The organism is Streptomyces sp. NPDC002602 (genome assembly GCF_042889445.1).
In the GTDB taxonomy this organism is placed as follows: Bacteria; Actinomycetota; Actinomycetes; order Streptomycetales; family Streptomycetaceae; genus Streptomyces.
In genome coordinates this window covers 60874-75592 of record NZ_JBIAQX010000005.1, presented here as the reverse complement: position 1 = coordinate 75592, position 14719 = coordinate 60874, and the positions used below count along the sequence as shown (strand labels likewise).

The window sequence follows — 14719 nt, the reverse complement described above, 5'->3', positions numbered from 1 at the left end:
GGCGGAGGGCGGCGGGATCCGGCTCCGGGCCGAAACGGGTCCGGGGGTGCCACCGGACCGGCCCGCGCGGAGCGAGCCGGGGGGTGGGATGGGCGCCCGCACACTGCGTGTCCACCGCCACCCCCCTGTTCATCGCTACCCACCCCGAACCTAAGGCGCCGGACACGCCCACTCAATGAACCCCGTGTTAAGCCTTCTTTTCGTCGCCCGCGGCGCCCGGCGTGCGCACCCCGATGAACACCGGCTCGCGGCGCAGCACGAAACCCATCGACGTGTACAGGCGGATGGCGTTCACATTGCCCGCGGCGGCGTGCAGGAAGGGAACGTCCCCGCGCTCGCGGATGCCGGCGGCCACCGCCCGGATCAGCCGCGCCGCCAGGCCCTTCCCCCGGTGCTCGGGGTGCGTGCACACCGCGCTGATCTCCGTCCAGCCCGGTGGCCGCATCCGCTCCCCGGCCATCGCCACCAGCCGGCCTTCGTGCCGGATCCCGAGGTACGTGCCCAGCTCGACGGTGCGCGGCAGGAAGGGCCCCGGCTCGGTCAGCCGGACCAGGTCCAGCATCTCGGGGACGTCGGCCGCCCCGAGCCGCACCGCCTCGGGCGCCGGCTCGCCGGGCACCGCGCTGCCGTCGAGCTGGACGCCCGGCACGGCCAACACCGTCTCCCAGCCGGCGGGCGGCGTCGGCAACCCCGTCAGCCAGACCTCCGTGCCGGGACCCACCAGCGCCGCGAGGTCCTCCCAGGCGCGCGGGTCGTCCGGGTCCTCCAGGGCGGCGAAGGGGTTCGCGTCCGTCCGGTAGCGGGCGGCGCGCCCACCGGGCACCGCGAAGTCGCGGTGCGGGCCGCTCAGCGCCGCCCAGACCGGGTTGTCGAGAGGATGTGTGGCGGTGTCCGTGTCGGGGGACATGAGGTGCGGGGATCCTTCCGTCGAATACGCGGGGTCGCCGGTTCGTGACCGGCTTCTTGACGGCCTCGCGCGACGCCGTGAGACTGCGGGGGACGGTCAGGATCGTCAGCGCCCGCGACGGGCGGGTTTATGCCCCGAGGACAGGACGAGATCGGTGGAGATGGCCCGGACACCCGAGGCGGGGACACATCCCCTGCGCCGCTCGTGGCTGACCCGACGCCTGCACATCGACCTGCTCCGCGTCTGCAGCGCCTTCGCCGCGCACGCCTGAAACCCTCCCCACGCCCCGGCCCGGCCGATCAGGCCCCGCCCACCCGCGGCCTTGTCACACCCCCCCCACGACGACGTGCGCGGGGCGGTGGCAGCCGGGGCGCCTCACCGTGGCCCGGCACGACCGGACCGCCCGCGCCGCGACCCCCACCCGCCGCGCCTTCTCCTGCCCGGGCGCAGGGCCCCCAGGCCGTCTCTTTCGCCCGGGCACCGCTCACCGCCGCCCCACCCCGCGGCCCCGCAGGGCCCCGGTACCGACGACCGAGGAGAGCCATGCTCCAGATCACCCTGCCCCGCACCGCCCCCGCCCCGGCCCCCCGGGGCCGCATCGGCAGCGGCTTCTCGCCCGAACCCCGCCGCTACCACCTGTACCTCGCCGCCGACTGTCCCCGCTCGCTCCGGGTGATCACCACCCTGCGCCTCCTCGGCCTCGCCGACCGTGTCGGCACCACCGTGCTCGGCGACCCGGCCTCCCACGCCGCCCTGCGCGCCGCGTACGAGGCCGCCGGACACCACTACGACGGCACCCTCAGCGTTCCCGCCCTCTGCGACACCTGGAGCGGCCGCGTGGTCAGCAACCACACCCCCGACATCCTCGACGACCTGGCCGTCGGTCTCGCGGGCCGCCCCGACCTGGCCCCGCCCGCCCCCGCCGCGCTCGCCCAGGCCGTCCGGACCCTCCTGGACGACACCGCGCCCCGGGCCGGGTGGTCTGCCGCCCTCGCCCTGCTGGAACAGCGCCTCGCCCGGTCCCCGTACGCCCTGGGCGACCGGCCGACCGTCACCGACGTGGACCTGTGGGTGGCGCTGCGACACCACCCGGCGGCGGCCGAGGCGGGGCGGTCCGTACGCTCGTACCTGGGTCGCCTCCGCGCCCATCCGGCCTTCCGCTCGGGCGAGTGAATCGGGTACGGAGGGGGTGCGTGCAACGAATCGCCGCTCGACCCGCCGAATGCGCAACGAATCGATACTCCGAGCGCAACGGTGACGGCTTGTCCCGGTCGAACGCCCGAACGTACCGTCTAATGACCCCCTCCCCACCTGTCACAGAGGTACGCCCATGCCCCCGCTGCGCACCGCCCTCCTCCAGAGCTCCGGACGGCTCGGCGACACCGCCGAGAACCTGAAGGCGCTCGACGAGGCCGCGGCACGTGCCGCACAGGGCGGGGCCGGGCTCCTCGTGACCTCGGAGATGTTCCTGACCGGCTACGCGCTGGACCTCCAGGACATCCCCGGCATCGCCGAACCGGCCGACGGCCCGTCCGCCGTCGCCATCGGCGACATCGCCCGCCGCCACGGCATCGCCGTCCTGTACGGCTACCCCGAGCGGGCGGGCGACGCCGTCTTCAACTCCGCGCAGCTCATCGGTCCCGACGGGACCGCGCTCGCGAACTACCGCAAGACCCACCTCTTCGGCTGCTTCGAGCAGGACGCCTTCACCCCCGGCGACACCCCCGTCGTCCAGGCGGACCTGAACGGCCTCCGCATCGGCATCATGATCTGCTACGACGTGGAGTTCCCCGAGAACGTCCGCGCGCACGCGCTGGCCGGCACCGACCTCCTCCTGGTCCCGACCGCGCAGATGCACCCGTTCCAGTTCGTCGCCGAGCAGCTGGTCCCCGTCCGGGCCTTCGAGAACCAGATGTACATCGCGTACGTCAACCGCACCGGCCCCGAGGGCGAGTTCGAGTTCGTCGGCCTCAGCTGCCTGGCCAGTCCCGACGGGGTCACCCGGACCCGGGCCGGTCGCGGCGAGGAGCTCGTCCTCGGCGAGGCGGACCCGGAACTGCTGCGGGCCTCGCGCGAGACCAACCCCTACCTGCGCGACCGCCGCCCGGGGCTCTACGCCTCGCTGGTCTGACCCACCAGACCCCCGGAACCCCCGGACCCGCCCCCGGTCCGCCCTCCCGCCCCCACCCTGCCCGAGTCCGTTCGCAAGGAGCCGTACCCCATGACGTCCACGGTGCCCACCACCGCCGTCCCGCACAGCGACGGACAGCCCCCGATCACCATGTTCGGCCCGGACTTCCCGTACGCGTACGACGACTTCCTGGCCCACCCGGCGGGGCTCGGCCAGATCCCGGCGACGGAGTTCGGCACCGAGGTCGCCGTCATCGGCGGCGGACTGTCCGGCATCATCTCCGCGTACGAGCTGATGAAGATGGGCCTCAAGCCCGTCGTCTACGAGGCCGACCAGATCGGCGGCCGGCTGCGCACCGTCGGCTTCGAGGGCGCCGGCACCGAGGAGCTGACCGCGGAGATGGGCGCCATGCGCTTCCCGCCGTCCTCCACGGCCCTCCAGCACTACATCGACCTCGTCGGCCTGGTCACCGAGCCCTTCCCGAACCCGCTCGCCGAGGCCACCCCCTCGACGGTCGTGGACCTCAAGGGCGAGACCCACTACGCCGAGACCATCGCCGACCTCCCGCAGGTCTACCGTGACGTCGCCGCCGCGTGGAACGCCTGCCTCGACGAGGGCGCCGACTTCTCCGACATGAACACCGCGATGCGCGAGCGGGACGTCCCGCGCATCCGCGAGATCTGGGCCAAGCTCGTCGAGAAGCTCGACGACGAGACCTTCTACGGTTTCCTCTGCAAGTCCGAGGCCTTCCAGTCCTTCCGCAAGCGCGAGATCTTCGGCCAGGTCGGCTTCGGCACGGGCGGCTGGGACACCGACTTCCCGAACTCCATCCTGGAGATCCTCCGCGTCGTCTACACCGAGGCGGACGACCACCACCGCGGCATCGTCGGCGGCTCGCAGCAGCTCCCGCTGCGCCTGTGGGACCGCGCGCCCGGCAAGATCGTCCACTGGGCCCAGGGCACCTCGCTGTCCACCCTGCACGACGGCACCCCGCGCCCGGCGGTCACCCGCCTGCACCGCACGGCCGGCAACCGGATCACGGTCACCGACGCCACCGGCGACATCCGCACGTACCGCGCCGCGATCTTCACCGCGCAGTCGTGGATGCTGCTGTCCAAGATCGAGTGCGATGACACGCTCTTCCCGATCGACCACTGGACGGCGATCGAGCGCACCCACTACATGGAGAGCTCGAAGCTGTTCGTCCCCGTCGACCGGCCGTTCTGGCTGGACAAGGACGAGCAGACGGGCCGCGACGTCATGTCGATGACGCTGACCGACCGGATGACCCGCGGCACCTACCTCCTGGACAACGGCCCCGACAAGCCGGCCGTCATCTGCCTCTCGTACACCTGGTGCGACGACAGCCTGAAGTGGCTGCCGCTGTCCGCGAACGAGCGGATGGAGGTCATGCTGAAGTCCCTCGGCGAGATCTACCCGAAGGTCGACATCCGCCGCCACGTCATCGGCAACCCCGTCACCGTCTCCTGGGAGAACGAGCCCTACTTCATGGGCGCGTTCAAGGCGAACCTGCCGGGCCACTACCGCTACCAGCGCCGCCTGTTCACCCACTTCATGCAGGAGCGCCTCCCCGAGGACAAGCGCGGCATATTCCTCGCGGGCGACGACATCTCCTGGACGGCCGGCTGGGCCGAGGGCGCCGTACAGACCGCCCTCAACGCGGTCTGGGGCGTCATGCACCACCTCGGCGGCACGACCGACACCACGAACCCGGGACCGGGCGACGTCTACGACGACATCGCGCCGGTGGAGCTCCCGGAGGACTGACCCCTCCCGGACCCCGTGACCACGGGCCGCCGCCGCGCGAACAGCGCGGCGGCGGCCCGTTCTCGTGCCCGCGCCCGTTCTCGTGCCCGCCGCCGTCCCGTCACGTCCGCCGCAGCCAGATCGACTTCCAGCGTTCCTCGCGTGCGGCGGCCACGGCCGGCTCGAACCCGGTGTCCCGCCCGCCCAGGCCCACCCCGCACCCCGCGCACACCCGGTGCACCCGGTGACCGGTGCGCAGCTCCCGCGTACCGCGGTCCCGCGCGCAGACCGGGCAGAGGGGCGGCGGCCACGGGCCGGCGCCGGCGCGCAGGATGCTCGGCATCACGACCGGGAGCGGCGCGTCCGGATGGAAGGCGGGGTCGGGGCAGTACAGCCGGCGCCAGGGCTCCGGCGGACGGGGAACGCGCACACCGGCCCGCTTCTGCGCCCTGCGCAGCTCCTGCCAGGGGCGGAACGCCGCGAACCAGACCTCGCGCGCCGCGTGCAGTTCCTCCACCGCCCGCACCACCGCGTCCGGATCCCGTTCCGGTTCGGCGGGGATCCGGGCGTTGCGCGCGAGGTGGTCGAAGGTGGCGCGGAATCCGTACGGGGCGAACTCCGTGACGCAGGTGCGCAGTGCGGCGAACCGCCGCCGGGGCGCACGGGTCGGGTCGAGGGCGCGCAGGCGATGGGTGGCGAAGCTGCTCACCGGGGGAGCGTAGCCGGCGGCCCTTCCCGCCCGCACGGGGGTTTCAGCCGCGAGGGGTGAGCAGACAGCGGCCGACCAGTCCGACGCCGGCGTCCAGGGAGTCGGTGAACTCCTCGGCCAGTTCGGGGACGCGCCGCAGCGTCCACAGCAGGCGGGCCGCGGACCAGGCGCCGGCCCGGGCGCGCTCCAGGCTCCACGACCCCACCAGGTGGGTCAACGGGTCGGCGATCTCCAGCAGGTCGGGGCCCGGCATCAGGTCCTCGCGGATCTGCTCCTCCAGGGAGACCAGGGTGTCGCCGACCCGGTCGAAGTCCCCTTCCAGCGCGGCCGGTTCACAGCCCAGGTGACGGCAGGTGGCCACCACCGCCAACGCCAGGTCGTGTCCGATGTGCGCGTTGATGCCCGCCAGCGCGTGCTGGAGCGGCCGGATCCCGGGGTGTCGGCGGTATTGGAGGAGCGGACGCCAGCAGGCCGGGGCCCGGTCCGCCTCCACGGCCGCCAGGTAGCGCTCGGCGAAGCACACGCTGAGGGCCTGCGCCCTGCGCGGGGCGGGGAACGCCCCGTGGGAGAGCCGTTCGTGCAGCGTCTGCGTCACCGTCAGGTACACCCGGTTGAAGACGGCCACACCGTCCTGCGCGGGGAGCCGCTCGTCCAGGGCGCGCATTCGCGCGAGCACCGCTTCCATGGGAGGCAGCGTCGCAGCAGGAACGCGCCGCGTGGGGAACTTGGCCGTACCCTTCGCCGGTTCGGGCGAAGCGGCGTCAACCCCGCTTGTCCCCGGGCCCGTCCCCGCCCTCCGGACCGTCGTAGTCGGAGGTGCCCGAGTCGAGCGGCGGCTCGTCCCGCTTCATGTGCGCCGGGGCGAAGTACCGCAGCGTGTGGTAGCCGGTGATCACCACGATGGTGCCGAGCGCGATGCCGCCCAACTCGAAGCTGTCGGTGATGTTCAGCGTGACCCCGCCGATGCCGATGATGATGCCCGCCGCGGCCGGCACCAGGTTCAGCGGATTGCGCAGGTCCACCCGGCCGCTGATCCAGATCTGGGCGCCGAGCAGGCCGATCATGCCGTAGAGGATCACGGTGATGCCGCCCAGCACCCCGCCGGGGATGGCGGCGACGACCGCGCCGAACTTCGGGCACAGGCCGAAGAGCAGGGCGAAGCCGGCGGCGGCCCAGTAGGCGGCCGTCGAGTAGACCCGGGTGGCCGCCATGACGCCGATGTTCTCGGAGTACGTGGTGTTGGGCGGGCCGCCCACCGCCGTCGACAGCATCGACGCGGCCCCGTCGGCCGCGATGGCGGTGCCGAGCTTGTCGTCGAGCGGGTCGCCCGTCATCTCGCCGACGGCCTTGATGTGTCCGGCGTTCTCCGCGATCAGCGCGATGACCACCGGCAACGCGATGAGGATCGCGGACCATTCGAAGGCCGGCGCGTGGAAGCTCGGCAGTCCGATCCAGTCGGCCTGGGAGACCCCGGAGAGGTCGAGCCGCCAGTGGTCGACCTTCTCCGGCCCGCCCGTGGTCGAGTGGATCTTGCCGAAGACCAGGTCGAGGATCCAGGAGAGCGCGTAGCCGAAGACCAGGCCCAGGAAGATCGCGATCCGGGACCAGAAACCCCGCAGACACACCACGGCCAGTCCGGTGACCAGCATCGTGAGCAGCGCCGTCCACTGGTCCTGCGGCCAGTACGTCGAGGCCGTCACGGGCGCCAGGTTGAAGCCGATCAGCATCACCACCGCGCCGGTCACCACCGGCGGCATCGCCGCGTGGATGATCCGCGCCCCGAACCGCTGGACCGCGAGGCCCGCGAGGAACAGCGCCACGCCGACCACGAACACCGCGCCCGTCACGACCGCGCTGTCCCCGCCGCCGGCCCGGATCGCGGCCGCGACCCCGACGAAGGCGAGCGAACAGCCCAGGTACGAGGGGACCCGACCGCGCGTCGCGAGCAGGAAGATGATCGTCGCGACGCCCGACATCATGATGGCCAGGTTCGGGTCCAGGCCCATCAGGACCGGCGCCACGAAACTCGCGCCGAACATGGCCACGACGTGCTGGGCGCCGAGCCCGGCGGTCCGCGGCCACGACAGCCGCTCATCGGGCCGCACCACCGCGCCGGGGGCGGGCGTCCGCCCGTCTCCGTGCAGGGTCCAGCGCACGCCGAAGCCCATGTTCCACCACTCCCGTTTCACCGACCGTCAACCATCCGGGCCGCACCGCGTGTCGAACCACGGGAGCCAGCCGACATATTACGGCCGGATTCCAGCGGTTTCGTCCCGGTTGGTCGCGGCGGCCTTGCCGGCCGCGGGCTTCGGGCGCAGCACGGCGGCCCCCACCACCAGCGCGAACGCCAGCAGGGTGACCAGACCGAAGGAGACCACGAGCGAGGTCGCGTCCGCCACCGCGCCGATCGCCGACGGCGCGATCAGACCGGAGGTGTACGTGATCGTCGCCACCCCGGCGATGGCCTGCGCGGGCGCCGGACCGCTGCGCGCCGCCGCCGCGAACGCCAACGGGACCACCACCGCGATGCCCAGCCCGATCAACCCGAACCCGGTGAGGGCCGCCGCCGGATGGCGCACGGTCACCACCAACACCCCGCCCAGGGTGGCCAACACGCCGCCCACCCGGACGGTGCGCACGGCGCCGAACCGGTCCACGACCCGGTCACCGACCAACCGCGCGACGGCCATCGTCAGCGCGAACGCGGTGGTGGAGGCGGCGGCGAGACCCGCGTCCGTGTGCAGCACGTCCCGCAGGTACACCGCGGACCAGTCGAGACTGGCGCCCTCCGCGAACACCGCGCAGAAGCCGATCGCGCCGATCAGCAGCGCCGACCTCGGAGGCAGGGCGAAGCCCGGCGGCGCCTCCGCGTTCTCCGCGCTGCGCAGGTCCAGCACGCCCCGTACGGCGAACAGCCCGGCCGCGGTCAGCGCGAGCGCGGCGATCAGGTGGTGCAGGCGGGCGTCGGCCCCGGTGTGAGCCGCGAGCGTGCCCGCCGCCGAGCCGAGGAGCGCGCCCACGCTCCACATGCCGTGCAGCGAGGACATGATCGAGCGGCCCATCCGGTTCTCGGTCTCCACGCCGAGCGCGTTCATGGCCACGTCCGCCATCCCCGCGCTCGCCCCGTAGACGAGGAGCGCGAGGCAGAGCGTCACCAGGTTCGGCGCGAGGCTCGGCAGGATCAGCGACAGCGTCCACATCGACAGCAGTCCGCGCAGCGCGGCGCGCGCGCCGAACCGGTGGTTGATCCGCCCGGCCAGCGGCATCGCGAGCGCCGCGCCCAGGGCGGGGAAGGCCAGCGCGAGCCCCAGGGTGCCGGCGCTGAGCTGCGCGTGGTCCTGGATCCAGGGGATGCGGGTGGCGAAGGAGCCGGTGACGGCGCCGTGGGCGCAGAACACGGCGGCTATGGCGAAGCGGGCATGGCGCAGTCGCGCCGGGCTGAGGTCGGTTTCCCCGGTCATGACACGTAAACTATCAGGGACCCTGCCTGATGGTTAATGCCCCGGGACTCCCTAAGATGGGCGCCGTGACCCCTGCCAAGGCCCTGACGGCCGCCGCTCCCTCGCCCGCGTCGCCGAGCACGGCCCGAGCCATCAACGACCGGCTCGCCCTCGGGCTCCTCCAGTCCGAGGGCCCCCTCACGGCCACCCAGCTCAAGCACCTGACCGGCCTTTCGCGGCCCTCGGTGGCCGACCTCGTGGAACGACTCGCCGAAGCCGGCCTGATCGAGGTCGTGGGGGAGTCCGGGGAACAGCGGCGCGGCCCCAACGCCCGCCTGTACGGAATCGTCGCCCGCCGCGCCCACCTGGCCGCCCTCGACGTGCGCACCGACAGCGCGACCGCCGTCGTCACCGACCTGCTGGGCCTGCCCCTGGCCGAGGTCTCGCTGCCGGTCAACGCCGTCGAGGAGGCCGTGGACCGGCTGGACGCCCTGACGCGGGAGGTCGGCGCGGACCCCCTGCACACCGTGGTCGTCGGCGCTCCCGGGCTGGTCTCCCCGGACAGCGGCCAACTCGGCGACACCCTGCGCCTGCCGTCCTGGCACCGGGACCTCGTGGCGGCCCTCCGGCGGCGGCTGCCGGCCAAGGTGGTCGTGGAGAACGAGACCAATCTCGCCGCCCTCGCCGAACAGCGGATCGGCGCGGCCCGGGACGTGGACTCCTTCGTCCTGCTGTGGTTGGGCGCCGGTGTGGGCGCGGCGGTGGTCCTGGACGGGCGGCTGCGCCGAGGGGCCTCCGGCGGGGCGGGGGAGATCGGCTTCCTGCCCGTACCGGGGACCGCCGCACTGCCGTCCGACACCGACTGCGGCGGAGGCTTCCACGCGCTGGCCGGACGCCGGGCCGTCACCGCGCTCGCGGTCGAACACGGCTTCCGGGGACCGGTGGAGGAGGCGGTCGCCGGAGCCGCCGGCGAGGCGTTCCTGGACGCGCTCGCCGAACGCCTCGCGATCGGGGCGGCGGCCGTCGCGGCGGTCCTCGATCCGGGCTGCGTGGTCCTGGCGGGCGAACTCGGCCACGCCGGCGGCCCCGCGCTGGCGGCCCGCGTCGCCGCCCGCCTCGGCACCCTGACCCCGGTCACCACGGAGGTCCGTGCCACGGTCCTCGGCGGGGCCGCGGTACTGGCGGGAGCCAGACTGGCCGCCCGCGAGGAGGCGCAGGCCGTGCTCTTCGGCGGCGGCTGACCCCACCCGGCCGCCCGGCCGGCCCCCATCCGGCCGGACCCCGCCCCCGGCGGAGCCCACCCGGCCGGACCGGACCCCACCCGGCACGCCCGCACGCCCGCACCCCGCCCGGCCCCGACGCACCGGCGCCGGGCCCGCGGGGACCCGAGGCCCCGGCCCCGGCCCGCCCCCGTCCCCGGCCCGCGCCACTCGTACCGCTCCCGCACGCCCGGCGTACGCGCACGGCTACCGCCGGGCCAGGAACTCCGCGAAGGTGCCCCGGCCCACCGCGTGCGACGGGGCCAGGTTCCCGCCGCGCCGGAAACCGGCGTACGCCCGGCCCGCGAGCGGCAGCGCGACGATCCGGCGCCGCTTGCCCGTCGCCTTCAGGTACGCGCGCGCCAGGTCCGGCAGGCTCCGGATCTCCGGGCCCCCCATGTCGTCCACCCGCCCCGCCGGGACGGGCACCGCCAGTTCCGCCAGCCGGTCCGCGACCTCCTCGACGGCGATCGGCTGCACCCGGACCCCCTTCGGCAACGGCATCACCGGGAGCTTCGCCGCCGCGCCCACCACCTGCGCGACCAGGTCGTGGAACTGCGTGGCCCGCAGGATCGTTACGCCCAGCCCCGAGGCCTCCAGCAGCCGCTCCACCTTCAACTTGGTCACGTAGTAGCCCAGCGGCACCACGTCCACGCCCACGATCGAGATGTAGACGATGTTGGTCACGGTCCCGGCCCGCCGGGCCGCCTCCACCAGGTTCGCGGCCGCCGTGTCGTCGCCCCCGCGCGGGGAGCTCGCACAGTGCACCACCACCTGCGCGCCGCTCAGCGCCGCGTCCAGACCGGACCCGTCGGTCAGGTCCACCGGGTGGTCGGGCGCGTGCCGGCTGAGGACCCGTACCCGGTGCCCCGCCGCCGACAGTCGCGTCACGACGAACGAGCCGAGGTTTCCGGTGCCTCCGGTGACGACGATCGTGTTCATGGTGTCCATTCCTTCCCGAGCGGGTGCGTTCACCAGCCTGGACCGGACAGCCCCCCGGAATGTGACAGCTGTCGCCGCAGGAACCCCAGCTTCTCCGGGGCGACCACCACCCGCGCGCCGCTGACCAGTCCATTCTCGAATTCCGGCAGGAACACCGCCACCTCGCCGAAGAGCAGCGCCGGAGCCCCGTTGACCTCCGCGAAGGTGACCGTCTCCGCTCCGACGAACTTCCGCAGCGCGCCCACCAGGAAGCGGGCCACCTTCTCCCGGCCCAGGATCGGTCGCCGGGCCGTGCTCACCGCCCCGCCGCCGTCCGACACGTACCGCACGTCGGTGGTGAGCAGGTTCTCCAGCCGGGCCAGGTCCCCGTCGCGCGCCGCGGCCATGAAGGTCTCCACCAGCGCACGCCACTGCCCGGGATCGGGCGGGAACCGCGGCCGCGGGGTGTCCACCCGCTCCGTGGCCCGCCGGTGGAGCTGCCGGGAGTTGACCTCGGTGACGTCCAACAGCCCGGCGATCTCGCGGTGTCCGTACCCGAAGGCCTCCCGCAGCACGTACACGGCGCGTTCCTTCGGCGTCAACCGCTCCAACAGCACCAGCAGGGCCATCGAGACGCCGTCCCGCCGCTCGGCCGAGTCCAGCGGACCGAGCGTCCCGTCCCCGGTGAGGACGGGCTCCGGGAGCCAGGGGCCGACGTACTCCTCGCGGCGGGCGCGCGCGGAGGTGAGCCGGTTGAGGCACAGCCGGGTGACCACTTTGGCCAACCAGGCCCCCGGGTGCGCGATCGGTTCGCGGTCGGCGCCGTTCCACCGCAACCAGGCGTCCTGCACGACGTCCTCGGCTTCGTGGGCGGAGCCCAGCATGCGGTAGGCGATGCCGAACATCCGTTGCCGGTGTTCCTCGAAGTCCGCTCCGGTCGCGGCGTTGTCCGTGATCACCGCACCAGCCTACGAGCGCACGCGCGAGGACCCGGTGGCCGCCGGGCCACCGGGTCCTCACACTCGTCGGGTCAAGCCCGCGGACCGGGGGTCAGCACGCGCCCTGGTCCTTCCAGACGCCCCAGTCACCGGTGGTGCCGGGCTCCTCGTTCTGCGTCCACCAACCGGCCTTCCAGTTGCGGCCCTTGTGCGAGACCACGTTGCCGCTGTTGTAGACCTGACCCGCGACGTACGCCGGGTTGGTGCATGTGCCGCCCGGAGGCGTGGTCGGGGGAGTCGTCGGCGGTGTGGTCGGGGGAGTCGTCGGCGGGGTGGTGGGCGGCGTGGTGGGCGGGGTCGTGGTGCCCGGCTCCACCACCGTGGTGCCGCGTGCCAGGTCGCCGGCGAGGGCGTAGGTCGTGCCGGAGATGTTCACCGTCCAGTTGGAGGGCGTGGACACCGGCAGGTAGTAGTTGAACGCCAGGTCGACCGAGGCGCCCGGGGCCAGCGTCTGCCAGGCCGGGAGCTTCAGCGAGACCCGGTGGAAGTCGCCCTTCAGACCACCGACGTTGCTGCCGGTGTGGTCGCTGCTGATCACCTTCGTGCCGAACCCGGACTGGTCCGAGGCGTTGTTCGGAGCCGAGGTCGCGTAGTCGAACTGGAACTCGGTGCCGCCCGGCAGCGTGGTCCGGGTGTTGTTGGTGATCTTGATCTTCGGGGTGATCGGGTAGTTGGAGTCGCCGAGCTTGAACTCGGTGAACTCCGTCGTCACGTCCACGGCCTTCTTCGGCAGCGCGGTGTTCGACTTGCTCGCGCCGTACGGGGAGGCCGCCTTGAACTTGTCGTACATCAGCGAGGTGAGCGTGTCGCCCATCTCGTACTGGCCCTTCGCGGCGTTCCAGGCGTAGTCGCCGGCCATCTCCCAGACCATGGTGCCGCCGATGCCGCGGTCCACGACGTAGTCGGCCTTGGCCGCCACCGACTGCTCGTCCTCGGTGGAGAGGAAGACCTTCTTCTGCGCGTTCCACAGCCACGGCGCGACCAGCTTGGCGTCGTACTTGCGGACGTAGGTGCCGGTCAGGGTGGTGTTCGCGGGGAAGCCGTACGTGGTGACGTAGTCGCCGACGATCCCCTTCTCCAGGTTCTTGGCGTGCCACATCGGGTTGGAACCGGCGGGGGACTCGACCCCGTTGGTGTCCTTGTCGTGCCACAGGTTGTCGATGCCGACCGCGCCGTCACCGCACTTGGTCAGACCGGCGCCGGCCGGGCAGGTCGTCGCGGACGCCTTGCCCCACAGGCCGTCGGTGCCGCCCTGCACGTTCTTGTGGCCGCGGGTGTAGTACGGCAGGCCGATGTTGATGCGGCCGGCCGGCATGGAGCCGCGGAAGTAGTGGTAGGCCCAGTCGGTGTTGAGGTACCCGACGCCCCCGTACTGGGAGCTGCCGTAGACGTTGGCGGCCGCCAGCTCGGCGTCCTTGCCGTCGTCGAAGAGGGAGGCGTTGGGGCCGACGTACTCGTTCCAGGCGCCGTGCAGGTCGTAGGACATGATGTTGACGTAGTCCAGGTACTTCTGCATCTGGAACGTCTCCATGCCCCGCAGCAGGTAGCCGGAGGAGGGGGCGGCGACGGTGAGCAGGTAGTGCTTGCCGTCGGCGGCGCCCGCGCGGTCGAGCTTCTCGCGCAGCGACTTCATCAGGGCCGCGTAGCCCTTGACCAGCCCGGCCCGGCGGGCGTTGGAGAGCTGCCAGTCCAGCGGGTTGCCCGCGTCCTTCATGGTGGTCGGGTACTCGTAGTCGATGTCGACGCCGTTGAACCCGTACGTGCGGATGAACTCGACCGAGGAGTTCGCGAAGGTGTCGATGCCGGCCTGGTTGACCGAGCCGTCGGCGTTGGTGGCCATCGAGTAGAAGCCGCCGGAGGCGACCCGGTTGCCGTCGTCACCGAAATAGCCGCCGGTCTCGGCCCAACCGCCCACCGAGATCAGGGTCTTCACGTTCGGGTACTGCTTCTTGAACTTCGTCAGCTGGTTGAAGTGGCCCTTGTAGGGGAGGGCCGGATCCATCTCGGCGCCCGCGACGCCCGGCCAGGTCATCCCGGTGGCCGCGTTGTTCGCGTTGTTCGCGCCCACGGAGATCTTGTTGTCCCCGCCGACGTGGGCGAAGGCGTAGTTCAGGTGGGTGACCTTGGACCACGGGATGTTGTTGGCGAGGTAGGCGGGGGTGCCGTCCTTGCCGGTGCGCCATCCGGTGAAGTAGCCGATGACGCGGCGCTGGTGGTCCGCGCCCATCTTCTCGCGGCCCTCGGAGTCGTAGACCGAGCAGTACGGGACGTCGACGCCGGCCGTCTTGTACAGCCCGTCGGGGCGACATGTTTCGTTGTCGGCGGCGTGTGAGACGCCGGCCGAGAGCCCGCCGACCAGCAGTCCGGCGATTGCGGCGCCGGATGCCAGGAGCATCGCTCTCGTACGTGTGGGGGACGGCATGGTGCCTCCTGGGGAGGGGAGGATGGCAGGACACGACGTGCATCAACATGCGGAAAGGTGAGGCTGGTTGGCCCGCGACGTGCGCACGTCCGACGGGCCGGCTCCCTGGGAAGATGAAGGGAACGTTAAGAGGACTAGACCAACCCGTCAATAGGTCTGGACCAA

13 protein-coding genes are annotated in these 14719 nt (G+C 72.7%); 5 read left to right on the top strand and 8 right to left on the bottom strand.

Translation table 11 applies throughout. The annotated features are described in order from the left end of the window. Positions 1-187: 187 nt before the first annotated feature. Positions 188-907 (bottom strand): GNAT family N-acetyltransferase, encoded by a 720-nt coding sequence (locus ACFYW3_RS16440; RefSeq protein ID WP_351752455.1) that lies wholly within the window; start codon positions 905-907, stop codon positions 188-190. A 154-nt stretch (positions 908-1061) separates the two neighbouring features. On the opposite strand from ACFYW3_RS16440, the gene ACFYW3_RS16435 reads away from it, so the two are divergent. The 4 genes from ACFYW3_RS16435 (at position 1062) to ACFYW3_RS16420 (ending at position 4826) form a co-directional block, all read left to right on the top strand. Next, positions 1062-1178, top strand: coding sequence for a cell envelope biogenesis protein OmpA (locus tag ACFYW3_RS16435; protein ID WP_267799418.1), 117 nt, complete (start codon positions 1062-1064; stop codon positions 1176-1178). A 272-nt stretch (positions 1179-1450) separates the two neighbouring features. After that, positions 1451-2080 (top strand): glutathione S-transferase C-terminal domain-containing protein, encoded by a 630-nt coding sequence (locus tag ACFYW3_RS16430; protein ID WP_389386628.1) that lies wholly within the window; start codon positions 1451-1453, stop codon positions 2078-2080. Positions 2081-2237: 157 nt separating this feature from the next. Further along, positions 2238-3038, top strand: a complete 801-nt coding sequence (locus ACFYW3_RS16425) for a carbon-nitrogen hydrolase family protein (RefSeq protein WP_389386627.1) — start codon at positions 2238-2240, stop codon at positions 3036-3038. 90 nt (positions 3039-3128) lie between these two features. Then, positions 3129-4826: an NAD(P)/FAD-dependent oxidoreductase gene (locus ACFYW3_RS16420; protein WP_351752463.1), complete on the top strand. Its 1698-nt coding sequence runs from the start codon at positions 3129-3131 to the stop codon at positions 4824-4826. A 100-nt stretch (positions 4827-4926) separates the two neighbouring features. On the opposite strand, the gene ACFYW3_RS16415 is transcribed toward ACFYW3_RS16420, so the two are convergent. The 4 genes from ACFYW3_RS16415 to ACFYW3_RS16400 all read right to left on the bottom strand — a co-directional run bounded on the left by ACFYW3_RS16415 (position 4927) and on the right by ACFYW3_RS16400 (position 8975). Continuing rightward, complete coding sequence (locus ACFYW3_RS16415; RefSeq protein ID WP_389386626.1) at positions 4927-5514, bottom strand: hypothetical protein; 588 nt, start codon at positions 5512-5514, stop codon at positions 4927-4929. Between the two features lie 43 nt (positions 5515-5557). Then, entirely contained in the window at positions 5558-6199 is a 642-nt protein-coding gene (locus ACFYW3_RS16410) for a DUF5995 family protein (protein ID WP_351752467.1), read from the bottom strand. A gap of 76 nt (positions 6200-6275) precedes the next feature. Beyond that, positions 6276-7682 (bottom strand): solute carrier family 23 protein, encoded by a 1407-nt coding sequence (locus ACFYW3_RS16405; protein ID WP_351752545.1) that lies wholly within the window; start codon positions 7680-7682, stop codon positions 6276-6278. A 78-nt stretch (positions 7683-7760) separates the two neighbouring features. Then, positions 7761-8975, bottom strand: coding sequence for an MFS transporter (locus tag ACFYW3_RS16400; RefSeq protein ID WP_389386625.1), 1215 nt, complete (start codon positions 8973-8975; stop codon positions 7761-7763). Between the two features lie 56 nt (positions 8976-9031). Here ACFYW3_RS16400 and ACFYW3_RS16395 point away from each other — a divergent pair, with 56 nt between their 5' ends. After that, a complete protein-coding gene (locus ACFYW3_RS16395; protein ID WP_389386624.1) occupies positions 9032-10195 on the top strand; it encodes an ROK family protein in 1164 nt (387 codons plus the stop codon). Between the two features lie 225 nt (positions 10196-10420). Here ACFYW3_RS16395 and ACFYW3_RS16390 read toward each other — a convergent pair whose 3' ends face one another. The 3 genes from ACFYW3_RS16390 to ACFYW3_RS16380 form a co-directional block, all read right to left on the bottom strand. Beyond that, the gene (locus ACFYW3_RS16390; RefSeq protein ID WP_389386623.1) at positions 10421-11155 is read right to left on the bottom strand and encodes an SDR family oxidoreductase; all 735 of its coding nucleotides are present in this window, start codon (positions 11153-11155) and stop codon (positions 10421-10423) included. Between the two features lie 29 nt (positions 11156-11184). Continuing rightward, complete coding sequence (gene sigJ / locus ACFYW3_RS16385; RefSeq protein ID WP_351752479.1) at positions 11185-12093, bottom strand: RNA polymerase sigma factor SigJ; 909 nt, start codon at positions 12091-12093, stop codon at positions 11185-11187. A gap of 91 nt (positions 12094-12184) precedes the next feature. Then, the gene (locus ACFYW3_RS16380) at positions 12185-14554 is read right to left on the bottom strand and encodes a chitinase C-terminal domain-containing protein (protein WP_389386622.1); all 2370 of its coding nucleotides are present in this window, start codon (positions 14552-14554) and stop codon (positions 12185-12187) included. Between the last annotated feature and the right edge of the window lie 165 nt (positions 14555-14719).

What these genes read in the sequence shown, in the direction of transcription:
- ACFYW3_RS16400 (WP_389386625.1), bottom strand. Translation starts at nt 8,975, where the DNA reads ATGACCGGGGAAACCGACCTCAGCCCGGCGCGACTGCGCCATGCCCGC.
- ACFYW3_RS16405 (WP_351752545.1), bottom strand. Translation starts at nt 7,682, where the DNA reads ATGGGCTTCGGCGTGCGCTGGACCCTGCACGGAGACGGGCGGACGCCC.
- ACFYW3_RS16410 (WP_351752467.1), bottom strand. Translation starts at nt 6,199, where the DNA reads ATGGAAGCGGTGCTCGCGCGAATGCGCGCCCTGGACGAGCGGCTCCCC.
- ACFYW3_RS16440 (WP_351752455.1), bottom strand. Translation starts at nt 907, where the DNA reads ATGTCCCCCGACACGGACACCGCCACACATCCTCTCGACAACCCGGTC.
- ACFYW3_RS16430 (WP_389386628.1), top strand. Translation starts at nt 1,451, where the DNA reads ATGCTCCAGATCACCCTGCCCCGCACCGCCCCCGCCCCGGCCCCCCGG.
- ACFYW3_RS16425 (WP_389386627.1), top strand. Translation starts at nt 2,238, where the DNA reads ATGCCCCCGCTGCGCACCGCCCTCCTCCAGAGCTCCGGACGGCTCGGC.
- ACFYW3_RS16395 (WP_389386624.1), top strand. Translation starts at nt 9,032, where the DNA reads ATGGGCGCCGTGACCCCTGCCAAGGCCCTGACGGCCGCCGCTCCCTCG.
- ACFYW3_RS16380 (WP_389386622.1), bottom strand. Translation starts at nt 14,554, where the DNA reads ATGCCGTCCCCCACACGTACGAGAGCGATGCTCCTGGCATCCGGCGCC.
- ACFYW3_RS16390 (WP_389386623.1), bottom strand. Translation starts at nt 11,155, where the DNA reads ATGAACACGATCGTCGTCACCGGAGGCACCGGAAACCTCGGCTCGTTC.
- ACFYW3_RS16420 (WP_351752463.1), top strand. Translation starts at nt 3,129, where the DNA reads ATGACGTCCACGGTGCCCACCACCGCCGTCCCGCACAGCGACGGACAG.